At 49.1% G+C, this 17612-nt stretch carries 20 protein-coding genes; 5 read left to right on the forward strand and 15 right to left on the reverse strand.

Annotated elements, in window-relative coordinates; all coding sequences use genetic code 11:
* Positions 1–9: 9 nt before the first annotated feature.
* Complete coding sequence (gene asd / locus Q8J68_RS05500; protein WP_305310535.1) at positions 10–1041, reverse strand: aspartate-semialdehyde dehydrogenase; 1032 nt, start codon at positions 1039–1041, stop codon at positions 10–12.
* Between the two features lie 70 nt (positions 1042–1111).
* Positions 1112–1288 (reverse strand): DUF362 domain-containing protein, encoded by a 177-nt coding sequence (locus tag Q8J68_RS05505; protein WP_015053842.1) that lies wholly within the window; start codon positions 1286–1288, stop codon positions 1112–1114.
* 277 nt (positions 1289–1565) lie between these two features.
* On the opposite strand from Q8J68_RS05505, the gene Q8J68_RS05510 reads away from it, so the two are divergent.
* The 5 genes from Q8J68_RS05510 to Q8J68_RS05530 all read left to right on the forward strand — a co-directional run bounded on the left by Q8J68_RS05510 (position 1566) and on the right by Q8J68_RS05530 (position 7064).
* On the forward strand, positions 1566–2255 hold the full coding sequence (locus Q8J68_RS05510; RefSeq protein WP_305310536.1) for a type IV pilin: 690 nt from the start codon (positions 1566–1568) through the stop codon (positions 2253–2255).
* Between the two features lie 48 nt (positions 2256–2303).
* Positions 2304–4484, forward strand: a complete 2181-nt coding sequence (locus Q8J68_RS05515; protein WP_305310537.1) for an ATP-dependent DNA helicase — start codon at positions 2304–2306, stop codon at positions 4482–4484.
* 91 nt (positions 4485–4575) lie between these two features.
* Positions 4576–5016: a GerW family sporulation protein gene (locus Q8J68_RS05520; RefSeq protein WP_305310538.1), complete on the forward strand. Its 441-nt coding sequence runs from the start codon at positions 4576–4578 to the stop codon at positions 5014–5016.
* A gap of 48 nt (positions 5017–5064) precedes the next feature.
* Positions 5065–5796 carry a DUF2953 domain-containing protein gene (locus Q8J68_RS05525; protein ID WP_305310539.1) on the forward strand — a complete coding sequence of 244 codons (732 nt, stop codon included), beginning with the start codon at positions 5065–5067 and terminating at the stop codon, positions 5794–5796.
* Positions 5797–5879: 83 nt separating this feature from the next.
* Positions 5880–7064: a tyrosine-type recombinase/integrase gene (locus Q8J68_RS05530; RefSeq protein WP_305310540.1), complete on the forward strand. Its 1185-nt coding sequence runs from the start codon at positions 5880–5882 to the stop codon at positions 7062–7064.
* 275 nt (positions 7065–7339) lie between these two features.
* On the opposite strand, the gene Q8J68_RS05535 is transcribed toward Q8J68_RS05530, so the two are convergent.
* The 13 genes from Q8J68_RS05535 to Q8J68_RS05595 all read right to left on the reverse strand — a co-directional run bounded on the left by Q8J68_RS05535 (position 7340) and on the right by Q8J68_RS05595 (position 17467).
* Positions 7340–8917: a hypothetical protein gene (locus Q8J68_RS05535; RefSeq protein WP_305310541.1), complete on the reverse strand. Its 1578-nt coding sequence runs from the start codon at positions 8915–8917 to the stop codon at positions 7340–7342.
* A 16-nt stretch (positions 8918–8933) separates the two neighbouring features.
* The gene (locus Q8J68_RS05540) at positions 8934–9866 is read right to left on the reverse strand and encodes a hypothetical protein (RefSeq protein WP_305310542.1); all 933 of its coding nucleotides are present in this window, start codon (positions 9864–9866) and stop codon (positions 8934–8936) included.
* 16 nt (positions 9867–9882) lie between these two features.
* Positions 9883–10530, reverse strand: coding sequence for a hypothetical protein (locus tag Q8J68_RS05545; RefSeq protein ID WP_305310543.1), 648 nt, complete (start codon positions 10528–10530; stop codon positions 9883–9885).
* Positions 10527–11978 carry a hypothetical protein gene (locus Q8J68_RS05550; protein ID WP_305310544.1) on the reverse strand — a complete coding sequence of 484 codons (1452 nt, stop codon included), beginning with the start codon at positions 11976–11978 and terminating at the stop codon, positions 10527–10529. Before Q8J68_RS05550 ends, Q8J68_RS05545 begins: the two co-directional genes overlap by 4 nt.
* Entirely contained in the window at positions 11975–12307 is a 333-nt protein-coding gene (locus Q8J68_RS05555; RefSeq protein WP_305310545.1) for a hypothetical protein, read from the reverse strand. Before Q8J68_RS05555 ends, Q8J68_RS05550 begins: the two co-directional genes overlap by 4 nt.
* A gap of 2 nt (positions 12308–12309) precedes the next feature.
* On the reverse strand, positions 12310–14538 hold the full coding sequence (locus Q8J68_RS05560; RefSeq protein WP_305310546.1) for a phage tail tape measure protein: 2229 nt from the start codon (positions 14536–14538) through the stop codon (positions 12310–12312).
* Positions 14538–14747 (reverse strand): hypothetical protein, encoded by a 210-nt coding sequence (locus tag Q8J68_RS05565; RefSeq protein ID WP_305310547.1) that lies wholly within the window; start codon positions 14745–14747, stop codon positions 14538–14540. The genes Q8J68_RS05560 and Q8J68_RS05565 overlap by 1 nt, the downstream gene beginning before the upstream one ends.
* Before the next feature lie 29 nt (positions 14748–14776).
* Positions 14777–14947 (reverse strand): hypothetical protein, encoded by a 171-nt coding sequence (locus tag Q8J68_RS05570; RefSeq protein WP_305310548.1) that lies wholly within the window; start codon positions 14945–14947, stop codon positions 14777–14779.
* 227 nt (positions 14948–15174) lie between these two features.
* Positions 15175–15969, reverse strand: coding sequence for a hypothetical protein (locus Q8J68_RS05575; RefSeq protein WP_305310549.1), 795 nt, complete (start codon positions 15967–15969; stop codon positions 15175–15177).
* Between the two features lie 2 nt (positions 15970–15971).
* Entirely contained in the window at positions 15972–16355 is a 384-nt protein-coding gene (locus Q8J68_RS05580) for a DUF3168 domain-containing protein (RefSeq protein ID WP_305310550.1), read from the reverse strand.
* Positions 16352–16780 carry an HK97-gp10 family putative phage morphogenesis protein gene (locus Q8J68_RS05585; protein WP_305310551.1) on the reverse strand — a complete coding sequence of 143 codons (429 nt, stop codon included), beginning with the start codon at positions 16778–16780 and terminating at the stop codon, positions 16352–16354. The genes Q8J68_RS05580 and Q8J68_RS05585 overlap by 4 nt, the downstream gene beginning before the upstream one ends.
* Before the next feature lie 58 nt (positions 16781–16838).
* Complete coding sequence (locus tag Q8J68_RS05590; protein WP_305310552.1) at positions 16839–17117, reverse strand: hypothetical protein; 279 nt, start codon at positions 17115–17117, stop codon at positions 16839–16841.
* A complete protein-coding gene (locus Q8J68_RS05595) occupies positions 17117–17467 on the reverse strand; it encodes a hypothetical protein (RefSeq protein ID WP_305310553.1) in 351 nt (116 codons plus the stop codon). Before Q8J68_RS05595 ends, Q8J68_RS05590 begins: the two co-directional genes overlap by 1 nt.
* Between the last annotated feature and the right edge of the window lie 145 nt (positions 17468–17612).

Below are 17612 nucleotides of genomic sequence, written 5' to 3' on the forward strand. Positions count from 1 at the left end.
CATATCACCTTAGAGTTTTCCCATCTTATGAAGGAGCTCAGCGTTGAGCACACTTGCACCTGCAGCTCCGCGGACGGTGTTGTGTCCCATTGCCATGTAGCGGATACCTTCTCTTATCCTACCGACTGTGATGCTCATGCCCTTGCCCATGTTCCTGTCAAGGCGGGGCTGGGGCCTGTCCTGCTCGTCCCTGACGATGAGGACTTGCTCAGGCTCTGTGGGGAGGTCCCCCAGGTTTGGATTGAAGTTCAGGAATGCCTGCCTGACCTGTTCAGGGGTTGGGTTGTCTGTCATCTTCGCCCAGATGGCTGCGGTGTGACCGTCCATAACAGGAACCCTGTTACAGGATGCACTGATATTGATATCCGCAGGGATCACTTCGGAACCGTCAAACTCTCCCAGAAGCTTGAGAGGTTCGGTTTCCATCTTCTCTTCTTCGCCGCCGATGTATGGGATTATGTTATCCAGTATTGCCATGGAGGCAACCCCGTCATAACCGGCACCTGATACTGCCTGCATAGTGGCAACATGCACAGATTCAAGACCAAACTGCATAAGAGGCTTAAGGGTCGGGACCATTATGATGGTCGAACAGTTGGGGTTTGTCACGATGTAACCGTCCCATCCGCGTTTGTCCTGCTGTACATCTATTAACCCGAGATGGTCGGCATTAACCTCTGGAACCACCAGAGGGACGTCTTTTTCCATCCTGTACGCAGATGCATTGCTTGCTACCACAAAGCCTTCTTTTGCAAACTCTGCTTCAACGGTCTTGGCAAAGCTTGATGGCAGTGCTGAGAATACGACATCCGCATCAACTTTTTTTGGGTCTACTGGCACGATCTCCATGTCTGTGACGAGGTCAGGCATTTTGCTTTCAAGCCTCCAGTTGGCTGCTTTAGCATACTTCTTGCCTGCGCTCTTCTCTGATGCTGCAAGACATGTGATCTCAAACCATGGGTGGTTCTCCAATGCCTGTACAAATCTCTGTCCTACCGCACCGGTAGCACCCAAGATACCTGCTCTGATCGTTTCTGGCATAACCTTTCCTCGGGGAATGATAAAAAGTTTAAAAGTTTAAAAATAGGAAATCCCGGAATAAGCAGTGTGCTTATTCCATTTTGATTGCGTCTGTTGGGCACACGTCGACACATGCACCGCAATCCAGACATTCGTCTGCAACTACGACTGCAATGTTGTCACCATTCATGCTTATCGCTTCTGAAGGACATTCATCAACGCATGTTCCGCAACCTACACATTCATCAACAATTATTATTGCTACCATTTTACTTTTCACCTTGAGTTACTCGATTTGTATATTAGTCTATACTATATTAGTAGAAACCTACACTCTATCATAACAGAAATCAAATAAAAAGTTATCGTTATATCCCGGCTGGAAGCATACATCCGCAGAGTCTCACAGGCTCCTGTTTTTCCCTCAGTCGCCTGTCAGGCCGGGATGGCTATGGAATGCTTTATCTTGCTTGAGATATACAGCTTCATTTCTCTCCATCTCATGGAAAAATATAATAAACAAATTAAGCAAAATTCATATAGTTATGGTCTTACTAACCACTATGGAAATATTGTTCCCTGCAAAATCAAAATCATCGTATTTGAAGCACAATAATTCAGCTCTTTCTCCGGTTATCGGTGCCATACTGCTGATTCTCCTGACAGTCCTCCTTGCAGGGATCACAGTTTCTGCAGTTTATGGTAAGGACTATTCTTCTTCACTGAAACCTGCTCCCATGGCTGTGATAGAGGTTGAGAGTGTGGTGGGCGGGGTACCCCGTATAGGCTATCCTTATGGTACTCCCTATACCGAGAATTTCATAGTGCTCGTACACAAAAGTGGGGAGCACCTATGCGTTAATTCCTCATATATATTCATCCTCGGGGAGGGTGGCAGTACCATCGGTTCATTTCCTCATTTCCAGATACCGCGTGGCGAAGTGATTATCAGGTATGAAGATCTTGGTTATGGGGGTAAGATCCCGCAATACAGGGCAAGGAACCCGGACCTGTCTGACGGTGTATGGTCTGCAGGGGAGAGGCTTGTCCTCAATGGTGATGACAGTATAAATGGGACTGCTTCTTCATCCGTGTTCGTAAGCATCAACGGTATGGCAAATACCTCGAATAATTACGGGCTCAGGGAAAAAAGCGTCGTAACTGTCAAGATATTCGACAGGGATAGCAACAAGATGATCGCCCAGATAAAGCACAAAGTAACTCCTGCAAAGTGACTGTACTATCAAAACCGTTTAAGTAATGTGAGGTCATAGGGGTGTGCAATGAGTGAGAAACGCGGTTATATGAAATACTTCCCCAAGGGCACGTGCTATCCAAATCAGCAGGATGCGATGGACAAGATACATACATCATTGATGAATAAGGAGATTATCCTTTTCGAGGGAGCCTGCGGTACGGGCAAGACCCTCAGTGCACTTGCGCCATCCCTTCATGTGGGCAGACAGCTCCAGAAGACCGTGATAATTGCAACCAATGTGCATCAGCAGATGGTGCAGTTCATTAATGAGGCCCGCGAGATAAAACAATCAAATGAGGTCAAGGTGGCTGTGGTCAAGGGCAAGACCAGCATGTGTCCGAATGGTGTGGACTACGATGAATGTGCCCTGAAAAGGGACAACACCTTCGAATTGCTTGAAACAGAGCGCGAGATAGCCCTGAAAAAGCAAGAGATGAAATCTGCGAGCGAGAATTACAAGCGTTCAAAGGACCTCTCCCTGATAGCCCTGCGTGATGCTCTTGCAAAAGAGCTGGACGTTGCAGAGGAAAAGATGAAAGACCTGAGGGACAGGTCCTGCAACCACCTGTACGAAGTCCTGCGTTCAGACAGTGAATCCTTCAGGCAGTGGCTCTTTGCGGATGTGCGCACCCCGGAAGAGGTGAACGATTACGCTTTCCAGAAAGGGATGTGCGGGTACGAGCTGCTCAAGCGCGAACTAAAGCATGCTGACTTTGTGATCTGTAACTATCATCATGTATTGAATGCAGATATCTTCTCCACGGTCCTGAACTGGCTGGAGAAAGAGCCGCAGGATGTTATCGTCATCTTTGACGAAGCCCATAATATCGAGTCCGCTGCAAGATCACACTCATCGATAACCATCACGGAACATACCATCGATAAGGCCATTTCGGAAATCGAGGCCAACCTCGACCAGATGCCTGACGGGGGCGCTCACAATCTTTTCAAGATACTGCTCAATGTGATAAGGGACACGTACACCTCACGTTTCAAGTTCGGGGAGCGTGAACGTGTGGGAAGGAACTGGTATGACATACGCATAAGCGATCCCTATGAGCGCAACGACATGATAAGCGGTAAGTTCCTCAAGCTTGCAAAAGAGGCGGGGTTTGGAGATGAGCCCGATATACAGATCAATCTCTCGGAAGCAAGTGCTTTTGGTGCCATGCTTGATGAGAACTATAAGGACCAGTACAAGAAAGGTCTCAGCAAGGTCCTGAAGAGATCCCATATACGCTACACAGCGGATTTCCTTTCCTCATACCTTGTACTCGCGAACAATCTCAGCTATTATCCCATACTCAATGTAAAAAGGGATATGAATGATGAGATATACGGCCGTGTGGAGCTTTTTACATGCATTCCCAAAAATGTTACCGAGCCACTCTTTGAGTCGGTGTTCTCGGCTATACTCATGTCTGCGACATTGCGTCCCTTTGACATGGTGAAGTCAACCTTTGGCATCCGCAGGGAAACATGTGAGATAGCCTACAGCACATCTTTTCCTCTGGAAAGGCGCCTGACAATTGCGGTATCTGTTCCGCCTCTTTTTGCAAAGAACAGGGATGATCCGCACACTTCCCTGGCAATTGAGGAAACCATTTTTGACGCGGTGGAGAACACTCCCGGCAACGTCATCATCTTCTTCCAGAGCTACTTTGAGGCCAAGCGTTACTACGGCAAACTGAACGAGCAGCTCGATATGCCCGTTTTCCTTGATGAGGTGGGTGTCTCATCCCAGGAAGTAAGGGAGGAGTTCTTTAAAATCGGTGAGCAGAGTGGCAAGGCTGTGCTGGTGTCATATTTATGGGGTACGCTTAGTGAAGGCATAGACTATCGTGACGGCAGAGGCAGGACTGTCATAGTTGTAGGCGTGGGATATCCGGCCCTCAACGACAGGATGAATGCTGTTGAATCGGCATACGACCACATGTTCGGCTATGGTGCAGGATGGGACTATGCGGTGCAGATACCCACCATCCGCAAGATCAGACAGGCCATGGGAAGGGTCGTGCGCTCTCCTGCTGACTATGGTGTAAGGATACTGCTTGACGGGCGTTTTCTGACCGATTCTCCAAAAAAATTCGGAAAATTCTCAGTGTTTGAGGTATTCCCGCCTGAGGAAAGGGAAGAATTCATAGACGTGGAACCTGAAAAAGTAAAATACTCTCTGCTTAACTTTTTCCAGGATAACAGGACGTAAAGTTCGTATCATTTTCCAGATACACTTTTTAAGTAGGAGTATCTATAGTTGTTCAGGAAGAATCTCTTCTTTATTTAAAAGGGGTTGTAATATGGCACTTGAAGATGTAATAAAAGGAGTATCCTGCGAACTGGAAAAACTTGTGAACACAAAGACCATCATTGGGGACCCGATGACATTTGGCATGAACACAATCATACCTGTAAGCAAGATATCTTTCGGGTTCGGTACAGGTGGCGGAGAGGGAAAGACGAAAGGGGAGGACGAAGGTTTTGGAGGCGGTGGAGGAGCTGGTGCCAAGATCGAACCTGTGGCATTCATCCTGATATCTCCTGAAGGTGTAAAGCTGCTGCCTGTATCCGGGAAGACCGACATTGGCCAGATAATCGATTCTGTTCCTGACCTGATAGATAAGATGAAGTCTATGAAGGACAAGGTAAAAAAAGGTAAAGGCGGCGAAAACCAGGACGCGGGCCAGGCACCGGAAGAAGAATGCGAGATCATAATTGAACCTGTAATAGAAAGAAGATAAGGCAAAGTCTGCCTTCTTTCCATTACCTATTACAGATGGGGGTGGAATATGATCCTAGAGATAATCATATTATTGCTAGCGTTGCTGATACTGCTGGTCCTGTTCGTCTCATTCCATGTACTGCTTGAGGCAGATAAAACAGGGAAACAAGCATATTATAAAGTAATAATAAAATGGCTCTTCCTGAGTTACACTGTCAACACCCGTATGATGGGCGGCCCGGGTGAGCCTGCCAGGGGTGAGATAATCGGGGAGGGTGTACCGTGTAAGGTCCGTGAAGGCGCCCAGTCCGAGGCCTGGGACAAAGACCTCTCTCAGGGAAAGATTCTCGGGGCCGAGTCCACGGAAGACCAAAAGCCTGCTGATGAAGACATTATAGGTCTGGAAGAGGAAGAAGGACAGAAATGGACTTTCAGAAAGATAGTCAATCTTGCCCGGATGCTTCTAAGTCCTGTGCTCCGGCTTGTTGAAGATGTCCTTAAGGCTATCCACATATCCGAGATAAAATTTAATATTCTCTATGGTTTCGATAATCCTGCCGATACAGGCATGGCAAGCGGTTATGTATATGCGCTTAGAGGCTACCTGAATGCACAGTATGAGAGAATCAGGTTATATGCCGAGCCTACCTTCACCGAGGAGAAGATGGATATGCATATGCTTGCTGATGTGAGTTTCAGGGTTGTGAGCCTGTTACCTGCTCTGGTGACATTCCTGCTCAACAGAGATGTAAGGCGGGTCTCATGGGCGCTTATCAGGAAAAAGGAGCTTCCTGGTTGAAGTACTCTACTTAAAGCACTCTACTTGAGTGCTAATGTTTAATACCAATGTATAATTAGGATGCTATCATAGAAAGTGATAGCATGAGAGTGAGTGACCTAAAAGTAGACCCCACTATAACCGAGTGGTTTGAAATCAACAACAGCCGACCAAAGACAATTAAGCTCTATCTTTTAGGAATGCAACACTACACTGAATACATCAATATGACACCGGTCGAACTCATCGAAGAGGCCGAGGTGGATATCGAAACGGGGATGCTTCCCAAGAAGAGAAGAATAAAAAAGCACATGGTCGGCTTCAGGAAGCACTTGCACGATAGTGGTCTTTCACCAATGTCTGTGCACGGGTATATTGCTGCAGTCCGGTCATTCTACACAGCACATGAAATAGAGCTCCCTCACATGTCGAGAGAGGGAGCCGGATATAGGCCCAAGAAAGAGAACCTGCGACTTCCGACAATCGAGAACCTTCGACACACTCAAAAGATGTGTTCGGTACTTGAGGAAGCTCTTTTGTTATGTGGCATCAGTTCGGGTATGGGTGCAGCCGAACTTGCCGAGATTCCACTATCTGTTTTCGAGGAAGGCTATGATCCTGAAACAGAAGTGACTGTTCTTGATATGAGAAGAGGGAAAGTGGGTTTTGATTTTGTCACATTCTTATCCCCCGAAGCGTCCAGGGCGGTTTTGAGGTATATCGACTACAGGAACAGAGCCCCCAAGAATGTATGGCATGTGAAGAAGTTTGAGAAAAGAAAGACCACCCCAGGAAGTTACCTTTTTATCACACAAAAGGTCCGGGCAGAATACCTGCAAACCCCCGATGAGAAAGCAAGAAAGATGACATCTGAATCCATTCAGAAAGTTTATCGGGTCCTGTCAAACCGAGCAGGGTTGGATACTGCAGATGGAATCTATAACATCATCAGAAGCCACAATATGAGAAAGCTGTTCAGTTCGCGACTGAAGAATGCCGGATGTGATTCTGATCTTGTAGAGTACTTCATGGGGCACACCATCGGCCGCACAAAGGGTGCGTACTATCAGCCGGATATTCCAAAACTAAAAGAGATCTACATCAAGTTCGTGCCTCATCTCATTGTGTCCGAAGAATTCGAACTCAAGGAAGAGCTCAAGAAGCGCGATGATGAGATAGACAGGTATGATAGTGTGATGGCAGACATGCAAAGGCAGATAGATGACCTCAGGAAAGGCATGCCTTGGGCAATGGAGCTGGGACACAGGATTGAACCGGTGGATGAATAATGTTGAAAGGGTATATCAAGAATCATCCGGATAAGTCCAGGGGTTTGTTATAACAGATAGGTATAGTGCAGCGGCCAAAGAATAAGCGCATGAGCACCTTAAGTTAAATGTAATATATTGATAATATGACAATAGCCAGCACCAACAGTAGGTATATGATCACAGCAAAAAGCACTCTTTGCTGATTGAATAGCAGCAGATTTGTCATCCCATAACATATTATGTACAAAGAGAGCATCACTTATTTTTTGTCGTTAAGTAAATTGTCTCTCGTTTCAATAAGTAACCAGTGAATCCACATGAGCCACCGTTGTGCAGATGGGTGCCTTCCAAAAGTGCAGATCCTGGTTGGAAACCGGGCCCTTTGTGCCGTCCAGTACCTTGGGTGTTCCGTACCCTGCCAGGGCTATATTCGCGGCCTTGCCTTGGTATTCGACGAGCAGCCACCTGCGGTCGTACATGGCTTCCTGGATGAATAATTGGAAGACGCCGTTTTCCGGGTTAACCTGGCCCATCAGGTCCCTGTCTGGGACGTTGCTGCTCTCAAGAATTATCTTGTATGCTCCCTTTATGAGCTGGCCGTTCTGGTCCCTTGCGTAGCCGCTCATGACGACGCCGACCGCGCTTTCCGACCAGCTCTTTGTTATTCTGAATAATGCCGCCCAGAACTCCCTGTATGAAATGGGCAGGGTGTTGTTCTCTATGTGGTCCGCCCTTAGCCATGTCAATGGCCGGAAGGCGACCGGGACCGTCATCGTCGTCGCTCTCGATATCCTCAAAAAGTCCAGCCGCTTTGTAAAGGACCGCCCGGACCAGGGCAGGTTTTCGTTTTCTTCGTGGTCTGCTCTTAGCCAGGTCAATGGCCGGAAGAATACCGGGACCCCGACCGGGTGTGGCGTGTTCGCTGGGTGTTCCAGAATCCTGGTCGGGTTGTCCAGGTACATCGTGTATGTCAGGCCTGTTAAAACCGGGCTGTACCTTCCGTCGCTGTAAAAGTAAACCCGGGCCCGCCAGTATTTCGGGGTGTACCCACCTGCAAATATCAGGCCACCGTGGCCTGTGTAAAAGTCGGCCGGTGTGCTCGGGCCTAGCCAGGGCGATATGGCGTCGAGGTCGTCGCTGAACATCAGCCTGGCCTTCAGGCTGGCTCCCTCTACTCCGGTTATGTGGTTTATCTGGACCCGGTCTATGGTGTTCATATTGTCGTAATGATGCCACCAGTTCTGTACGATGTACCCTTCGCTCTTGAACCGCTCCATCCGGATGTTGCTTATGGTCGCCCAGTTGTTAAATAATGCGTCGGTGTTTACGCTGGCGGTGCAGCGGACCCTGAATTTCCAGGAAGTCGATATTATGTTCACCACCTGGTCCGTGACGAGGGCGGACCCGTTCCTGCTCCAGCGGACCACGCCCTGGTCGTCTATCAATTCTAAAATAAAATGACTGGCATGCAGGTTTATGTTAATATTGAAAGTCATTTTATAAAAGCCGACCTCGTCAAAAATAAAAGACTTGCTCTGGTAGGTGGCGTCCACCCGGGTGTATGTGGTGAGGGCTGAAAGGGCCAGGTGGATGGTCTTCGTTCCTGCGTCGATGCTGTGGTTTGAGGTTAAAAATCCGCTGTCTACTTCAATGTCGGACCCGTAGGCCGGCTCGACCACCTCTGTCTGGAGGGTAAACCTGCCAAGGGTCCTACTATAAACGGTGTTGTTTCCTATGGCTTCCCAGGAGAGCTGTTCGGCCAGGCCGGCGTGTACGTTGTGGTGACCAGGCTGGGTCCGGACGATCTGCTGGTTGGGTTCTGGGTCGCCTCTCCCGGCTATTTCTAAAGGGGCCCCTACGTACTCTGGCATGGTCGTTCTGGTCTCCTTATGCGACGTATTTCATGGCAAAATACAAGAACGCGGTGCTGTCCGGTGACTGGAGGGACTTGCATAGGTACTTTGTCGTCGCGCTCTGGACGGCTATTACGTCCCCGTCCACCAGGCCGGATTCGGCTGAAAACCTGAAAAATAATTCAGACTGGCCTATCGGCTGGAACTTGGCAGAATCGTTGCATATCATCGGCTTTACAAAGTAGACCTTGCCGCTGCCTGTGCTTTTCAATGCGTAGCCCCTCGTCGGGTCCTGCCAGAACTGGATACCGAGGTCATCCTGTGCTCTAAATGCAAACGGCCGGACGATGGTATAATGGCGATACGGCTTATTGTCGCCCCTGTTAGAGTTCATCCAACTGTGACCGGAATTTAACCGGGCGTAACAATAAAAATTAGTAAGACCGTCGCTGTACTCCTTCTGGTTTAAACGCTCTACTGCGCAAATAAACGAAGACTGCAGGTTGTCGGTGGCGTGTGGTTCTGGGTTAGCCATCAATACAAACCCGGTACTGTCGGTCCATAAGAAATATGTTAATAGTAGGGCCCCCAGGTCAGCCGCAGGGCTGTTGTGACTGCCACGGCCTTCAAAAGATACAAACGTCATGCTGGTATCGTCTGAACCGGCCGGATATATGCGGTTTATATAATCCCACGACGCTGAAAACGTTACTCTTAGCCCTTTTACTCTGTATGATGCTTCTGAGCTCCCGATAGGTGCTGTGTTATCATTACAGCTCTCTAATGCTACCCATATATCGTTCGCGTCTCCGGTGTACCTCAGGCACCTTCTTGCATTGCTGTTTGTTGTGCTGGTTGTCGTCCATGTGTCGTCCCCGTCTACCCAGTCGGCCGAGCTGGCTATTATCTGGTTGGCGATGTCGTTTATCAATGCCGGCAGGGTCTTTGCTCCGCTTGTAAATCCCATTTTTATATCTCTCCTTTTATGCTGTTTCGACGTACCAGGATCCGGTTAAAATCCGGCCGCCGTTGTTCAATTCGTCTAGCTCTTTGGCTACGTTCTTTTCTACGGTCCCGACCTGGACCGCCATTATGCCGCTTCCCTCTTTTACCTGGGTCTCTCCCTGGTCTATCGAGTCGCCTGTGACCGCCACGGCTCGCTCTTGTAGCTCGTCACTGCAGTACATTATCTTGCTCCGGAGATCGTACCCGGCCATCAGGTTGCCATCCACGTAGGTTCCCCCGTAGGTTGAGGTGATGTATATCTGGGCCACCGTCACCTGGTTGCCGGGGTTCAGCTCCCAGTAATATTCGCCCGGTGGTAATGGCTCGAATATCATGTGTAGGGCCCGGCTCGGGCCGACCTTGGTGAACAGGGTTTCCTGGATCAGGTTGGCCTTGTCCGGGCCGTCGTATATCCGGACGGGCAGGTCTCGGCCACCGCCGTCGTTCATGGCTATGATCAATCTATCAAACCAGTGTTCTGCAGTGAACTTGACCCCGTATGGCAAGCTCAAAAACTGACCGGCTAATATCCCACCGATCCTGGTCTCTAGAAATTCGCCGGTTTCCGGCCTGACCTGGACGTATAATATGCCCTGGCCACTGCCTGTTATCTTTCCTACTGTCATTCTGGTGGTTCTCCTCTTGAAAATATGATCTTATTGCTGCCATAAACCTCGAAGCGCAAGGCTCCGCTGGTGCTCTTGACTTTGAAATTCTGCATATCTAAGTCTGATTCAGCCGGGCTTGTCCAGCCTCCTCCACCGCCAGAAATTATCACCCTGTCATTGTCAACAGGCAAAACTATGCTCTCCCCCTGACCGAGGACCCTGGCAGTGATCGTCCCTCCACGGTTAAGCTCTACAGTGGTTGTTGAGGAACCAACAATAGGGGCTGCTGCAACACCAATCTCCGAGCTTGGCATCGATGTGAGCACATCGTACACAACTGCCTCAGTATCATCGACTACGTTGGGAGAAACTGAGTAAGATCTAAGTCTACTCTGGCTGAGGTCCCTGTCAGGAACGCATACGATATTCACACTGGAACCATGTTCGTTCCTGATGTGAGTGATCTCAACTATCCGAACCCAGTTCTCTCCGGTCATTCCAACAGTGTAGAGGGCATTTTCGTATTCTGTCCAGCCATCGAACTTAGCCAGCTGGTAGAGCTGCAGGTCGTGCCGTTGAGTAAGGTTTGCTGTAATTCTCTTGATAGGGAAATTGAACAAAGAATAGAGTTCTTGGGCTCGCTCGTCCGCAGACTGCTGACTGCTTACATAGGGAGATGGATATTCCATATACTCTCTTGCTTTAGCGGTTCCACTGGTCACATTCTGGCTCTCTTCTATCCCTTTGAACCACTGACCTGCTGAGTTGCAGCCGATGGCGTAAATACGATTATATTTGTCCTCTGACGAGTTTACAACAGTAATATCGATGGTGTCATCATCCGCTCTTTCGAGAACTACAGGCTCCGGCAGGTCCAGACCATCTGTTGCACTGTCTATCTGGTTAGACCTGACGAAATACGCTCTGGATATCCAGACAGGAGACTGAGATGTTCCTGCATTGTGCCACTTGACCTCAAAAACGCAATTGTAGTACTCTGCAATATCGTTGATAGCATCCAGCTTTGTCTCATCTGGCTTGAAGGAAAATTCCTTTTTAGGTATTGCAGGAGGTGGAGTATTGACCTTGTAAGGCTCGATCCCAGTAACTGTCTGCCAATTCACACCACCCAGCAGTTCCTCGATGTACCAGTTCACGCTCTCATCTGCAGGTAGTATCAGCAGCTCCTCAGGGACAAACTGTCTTGACAGGAACCAGCCATAGTCATATGCGAATATCCTGACCACGGTATCCACGTTCTTTAGCTTGTAAGCTTCGTCTGGTGCAGTAATTCCGTAAAAGACTGTTCTGTCAACACCATCATTATCTTCCAGCTGCACAGGCACATCAGTATAGTTTGTAGGGATATCCACATCCGGCATGCTTGCTTCCAGCTGCCAGAAAGCGTCACTTATCGACTTGGATACCCTGATAGAACTCAGAGGATAATTGTCCAGGCCTGTCATGCAGTATGCCTCACAAAATTGATATTGTAAGTGTACTTCCCACTGCCTTTGATAAGCTCCTTATATCTGATCGGTGGAGCAATGTAACAGGTTGTGAACGATTCTGAGTCTATGACAAGGGTTCCAGATGAGCCCAGCTTCCCGAGTATATCGGAGATCTCAGTGAAATCCTCTGTGTAGCACTCGAAGGTCCTGGCAAACTTCTGCTCGGAAGAAGACTGAATATACACTTTGCCTGAAAGCAGAGTTGTTTGTTTGAACGGTGCATCGACTGCTATTTCAACTTCTTTAATGACCGATAGTGTTACTCCATCAAAAGATACTGCCATTATCAATACCCCCTGCGGACATGTTTTTGCCGGTTGTACTGCTCCAGGTCCCGGACGAATCTCTCGAAGGGGTAATCTGAGGACAGGTTCACGTTCTGGATGACGAACTCATCGCCTGCGTAGGTGTTATTGGTGGTGGAACCGGTTGTGTTACTGTTTGTCACATTCTGGACCGCGCCGGCTACGCTCTTGAGGCCTTCAGGAACAATTGAATTTATCCTGCCAACAGACTGCTGCAGAGGGTCTATGAAATATGCATCCCAGTTTGGGAGTACCTTGAGCGGGCCTTCTTTTGCTGGAGAGTGAGGGAAGAATCTGCCTACCCCGCCAAGGACATCACTAACTGTACTTTTCAACGAGTCGGCCTTGGACTTGATGCCGTCGATGAAGTTCTGTATAAATGACTTCCCTGATTCGTAAAGATCGGACCCTATAGATGCAAAGATATCGAATACAGAACCCAGTGCATTCGAAACAATACTCATCACAAAATCCATCTGTGTCTGCACAATGGTCTTGAGGGTGCTCCATGCACCTTCCCAGTTTCCTGTTAGGAAATAAGAGAAGATCAGGATAACATTCAATATCTGCTCAAGAATATGCTCGACCAAGGTAAGAATTGGTGGCAATACTTTCTGGACAGTGCCTGCTACAACGTCTGCAATGAAGCTTACCAGTCTTCCAAGGACAGTTATGAGGACCATCACGCCGGCTGTCACTATCTCGCCGTGTGCCTCCCACCATTCACTAATCTTAGCAAGTGCTCTTGAAACAAACTGCCCGATGGCCGATATCACCGGCTCAACTGCAGCCTTGATATTATCGAATGTGTCATTGAGAGCTGGTCCTATCTTATCCCAGTTCTTATAGATGACATATGCTGCCAGTGCAAGAGCCGCAAGGGCTATCCCAACCGGACCGAGTATCACACCCACAACTCCCGAGAGTGTAGCCCAAAGGCCTCCTGCAATTGCAGTGAGACCACCGGCTCCACCGATGAAGGTTAGCAGACCACCTACTCCTGACATGAGAGTACCAACGACCAGCAGGATAGGACCCACTGCAGCAGCGATTGCTCCAAGTACAACGATGATTTTCAGAACATGGGTAGGTATTTTTGACATCATCTGGGCCAACTTGGTCAGTCCCCTAACAAGAGGAAGTACCCCCACTGTCACAACGTCACCTATCGCAATCATCAGTTCTTCCATTGCAGACTTCAATTGACGAGCAGCTCCACCTGGGCCACCCTGCATGATGTCTGCCATTTCCTGCGCGGCACCACCAGCATTCTCTAATTCCAATGTTTGCTCCCGGATAGCATTAGTACCTGTACTCATCAGGGCAAGCATGCCCGGCCCGGCTTCCTGTCCGAACAACTCCATAGCGTCTGCAGTGGACAACCCAGCATTAGACAGAGTCTCGAGGATATCCGTGAATGATCTTGTACTTGGATCTACATCTGCAAGAGTCAGGTTGTATTGTTCCAGGACCTTCGCTACTCCAGCAGTGGGGCTTGCCAACCGTGTCATAGCACCTCTAAGAGCAGTACCCGCCCTGCTTCCCTGGATACCCGCATCGGACATCTTTCCTATCAGGGCAGCAGCTTCTTCCATTGACATACCCATCGCCGCTGCAAGGGGTGCTGCATAGGACATTGCCTCTCCAAGTTGCTGGATATCCGTGTTGGATGATGCTGCAGCCTTTGCAAGTACGTCAGCAACTCTCCCTGCCTCGGATGCCTGCAGCCCAAAACCTGTCAGGACATTTGATGCGATATCAGCAGCTGTGCCCAGGTCGATAGCTCCGGCTGATGCCAGGTTCAGCATATCATCGGTTGCTGCAAGGATCTCATTGACGTCAAAACCCGCCATTGCAAGATACTGCATGCCTTCTGCGGCTTCCGATGCTGAGAAGGCAGTTGTGGCACCCAGCTCCCTGGCAAGTGCCCGTAGCTGTTCAAATTCGTCGCCTGTTGCACCGGATACTGCCATCACCTTTCTCATGGAGTCGTCAAAATTGACTGCCGTGTTGTACGAGAGTGCGGCTATACCCACCAGTGGCGCTGTCACCGCCAATGACATGGTCTTGCCAGCCGATGCCATCTGCTTGCCAGAACTCTGCATCTTGCTTCCGAGCTGGCCGACCTCGTTACCAACCTCAGCAAATGCCTTCTTCAGTTGGCCTACATCACCAATGATCGATACAACAAGTTCACCAACCGATGACATCATGCACCTCTCTTGATTGCACTTCCGTAGATTGCCCGGAACTTAGCAAGGTCTGGCTCATCTCCTGTGAATAATTCGGTTCCTTCCTGTTCTGGCTTTCCGTTCATTGCCTGTCCCAGTATGCTCCAGAACACCTTTGCCTGCAGCTCGATTCCCTTGACACCCTTCTCGTAGTACATCATCACCTGTTCCATTGACATGCTGTCCAAGATGTACTCAGGAGATGCCCAGGAATACATCATTCCGAGCTGGGCGAAGATGTCTCCGATGGTGAGGGTAAGTTTTTTTCTGTGCCTTCCTTTGTTTCTTGCATGGCCTTGAGCCTGGCAGTCACCGGCTCCATCACGAACTGTGCGAACTCGACAAGAGTGAACATGTCCACGTTGTCGATGAGCCAGTCTTTGGTCACTTTGGGATTTGACCGCTGGCAGGCAATGGCAACAACTTCAAGGAGGTCCTCAATGCCCTGGCCGGATTCAAGGGCAGCCTGCTTCTCAGGAGATGATGTGAGCTCAATGAGCTTCAGGGTTGCACGAGTAGAGAATACCGAAACGTCTACCTCTTCCCCTGCAATCCTGGCAATCCTCTTCTGCGGAACAACTGTGCCAAAGTCTCGAAGGATATCCTGGGACAGGCTCAGACCCCCTGTTCATCATAGATCTCGAAGAGTTGGTCACCAGCTGTACGGCTGACATCCAGGACACCTTTCATTTTCAGGTGTGGCATTGCAGGATCATCACCGTCGTCTGCAGGGAACTCGATGTTCTGTCCTTCATTGACTGTACCCTTGTAGAGAGTGATCTGGAACTTCTTGCCGTTCTCATCGGTGTTTGTGATCCTCACAACCCTGTCGGATATCGAGGTCTTTCCACCGCTTTTGAGTGTGACCGAAGCATTTGGAGTGTAAGTGTAGTTGACCTTGACAGTCTCACCATCAGAGATCACAGAGGATCCTGCAACCCTGGCAATGCAGGTGAAGCCAGAAGCATCGACTGCGATTACAAAGTCGGTATTTCTCACCGCATCGTTGTTGGAAATGTCCTTGACAGAGATCGAAGCCACTTCTGTGCCTGCTCCGTTCCTGAAGTTCAGCCTGACAAATTCAGTGCCTTTCAGCGCGTGCAGTTCGTTCGTGACCACTACAGGTGTTCCTGCAACTGCTGCATAGGTATCCAGGCCGCCTCTGATGGTGTTGAGGTTTGCAAGGTCGACCTCCATCATGTCACCCTCGATGTAAGCAACATGTTCCTTGATGCCTACCTTCACGACGCCGGCATTGTCGCTCTTGACCTCCACGTCTTCCCATTCTTCTTTGAAGACTGCGTTCCTGATAGCGCCGATATCTACAAGCGTTGCAACCGAGGTTCCTACCTCAAGTTTTCCGGAACCAAATCTTATGGCTCCGGCATTCTGTACTGTGGTTTGTGCCATTTTTAATCACCTAGGTGTATGATCTTGAAATCGACAGGTACGTGGAAGAGGCCCGTCTCGTCCTCTATCGCGTCGAGGGAGTTGACGTATACTATCTGCTTGATGTGGTTTCCAGAAGCAACGCCTTTGTACCGGGTCATGCACTCGATGACAGCTTCTGACAGGTCCTGCACTATCGCGAAGGATTCTGACCAGCAGGATATCTGGTATCTTGGTGTTCCGTGGCCGGTAATGTGGTCACGTGGTCCACTAATTTTGTGAATGGTTAACGCAGGTAAAGTTGCGTTAAGTGGCATCTTGAGAGGATATATGCGGCTGTCAACAATAGCCTGGACTGCAGTGTCATTGTACAGCAGGGCCCGAATGGCGCCATGAAGGGAAGTCATGAGTGCCTCCTGACCACTTGCTCCAGTTTCTTGGCAATAGCCTGCTCTATCTCGTCCGTGTTGTCATCAAGAGCAGGTCGCAAGAAGGGTTTGGGCTGCTGGTTGTAGCGCCTGCCGAGCTTATCGGTGTCCATGAAACCATGTTCCAGCCTGCGGGCATACTCCATTGAGGATCCGACTGCCATCTCGCATCTCTCGTTCGTTTTTTTGACGACAGCCGGACTAACCTCGGCTATGTTCCTGAACAGGTTCCCGGTAATACGGTGTGGAAATTCACCACCTTTCCTTGAATTATCCTGAGCTGCTCTGACAACTACCATAGCACCCGCTGCAGTGGTTTCCTCGAGGACGTCTGATATATCCTTGCCAATGGTTTCCAGTTTCTTCTGCAGCTCCTCGACTCCGGAGACGGTCATCTTAAACATGATTGGCCTTCCTGGACGGCTGTGGTTTTTCGGTTAGCTATGGTCATTTTGAACATTGTCATCTCCCTGACAACGATACCATGAATCCAAGCAACTGCAAGGCAACAAGTATACCGAATCCAATAGCTGCATTCTTGCCGAGCCATTTATTCTGCTGGACCTCAAGGGCCCGAATCCTTTTTTCATGGTCATCAACTGGACATTTTCCCAGTTCAGCGAGCCTTCTGTCATGGTCGTCAAGCCGGGAGTATACCTTGTCAATTGATGCTCTGATGTGCTTCACATCGTTGCGCGTTTCAATAATTTTATCATAAGTGTCAATATCGATCTCCGCCATCATTCCACCGCCTTAAGGTCGCATTCATAGTGATGCAGAGTGTTTGAGAACATCCAGAAAACAGGCTTGACAGCTGTCACTTCATATGCCTTCGAGAAGCCAGGCTCATCGCTTGTGATGGTCTGTCCTTCTGCAATCATCACATCTGCGGGAAGGATTACAGCAGGTGTGGCAACCGCATGCTTCCCGCTGCTTGGTTCAATTAGCCCACTTTTGCTATTATTGTGAAAGAATCTACATGCTGAGCTCGTAGATGTTTCTGTATATACTGGTTCACCATACTCATTCTGAGAGGTTTGTGTCCTGCTCACGATACTGCAGGTGTGGATCAGTCCGGCATCGCTTACCATGTTCAATCCCCCGTGTTCACCGTTTTGATGCCGGCCCGGCCATAGAGTACAGAATATCCAGAAACTGCAAACCTGTACTGCTTCATGTACTTCTCTGCAGCCTTCTCATGCTTCTCGATATCACCATCTACATTGTTGTACTGAG

Source organism: Methanolobus sp. (genome assembly GCF_030682845.1).
In the GTDB taxonomy this organism is placed as follows: Archaea; Halobacteriota; Methanosarcinia; order Methanosarcinales; family Methanosarcinaceae; genus Methanolobus.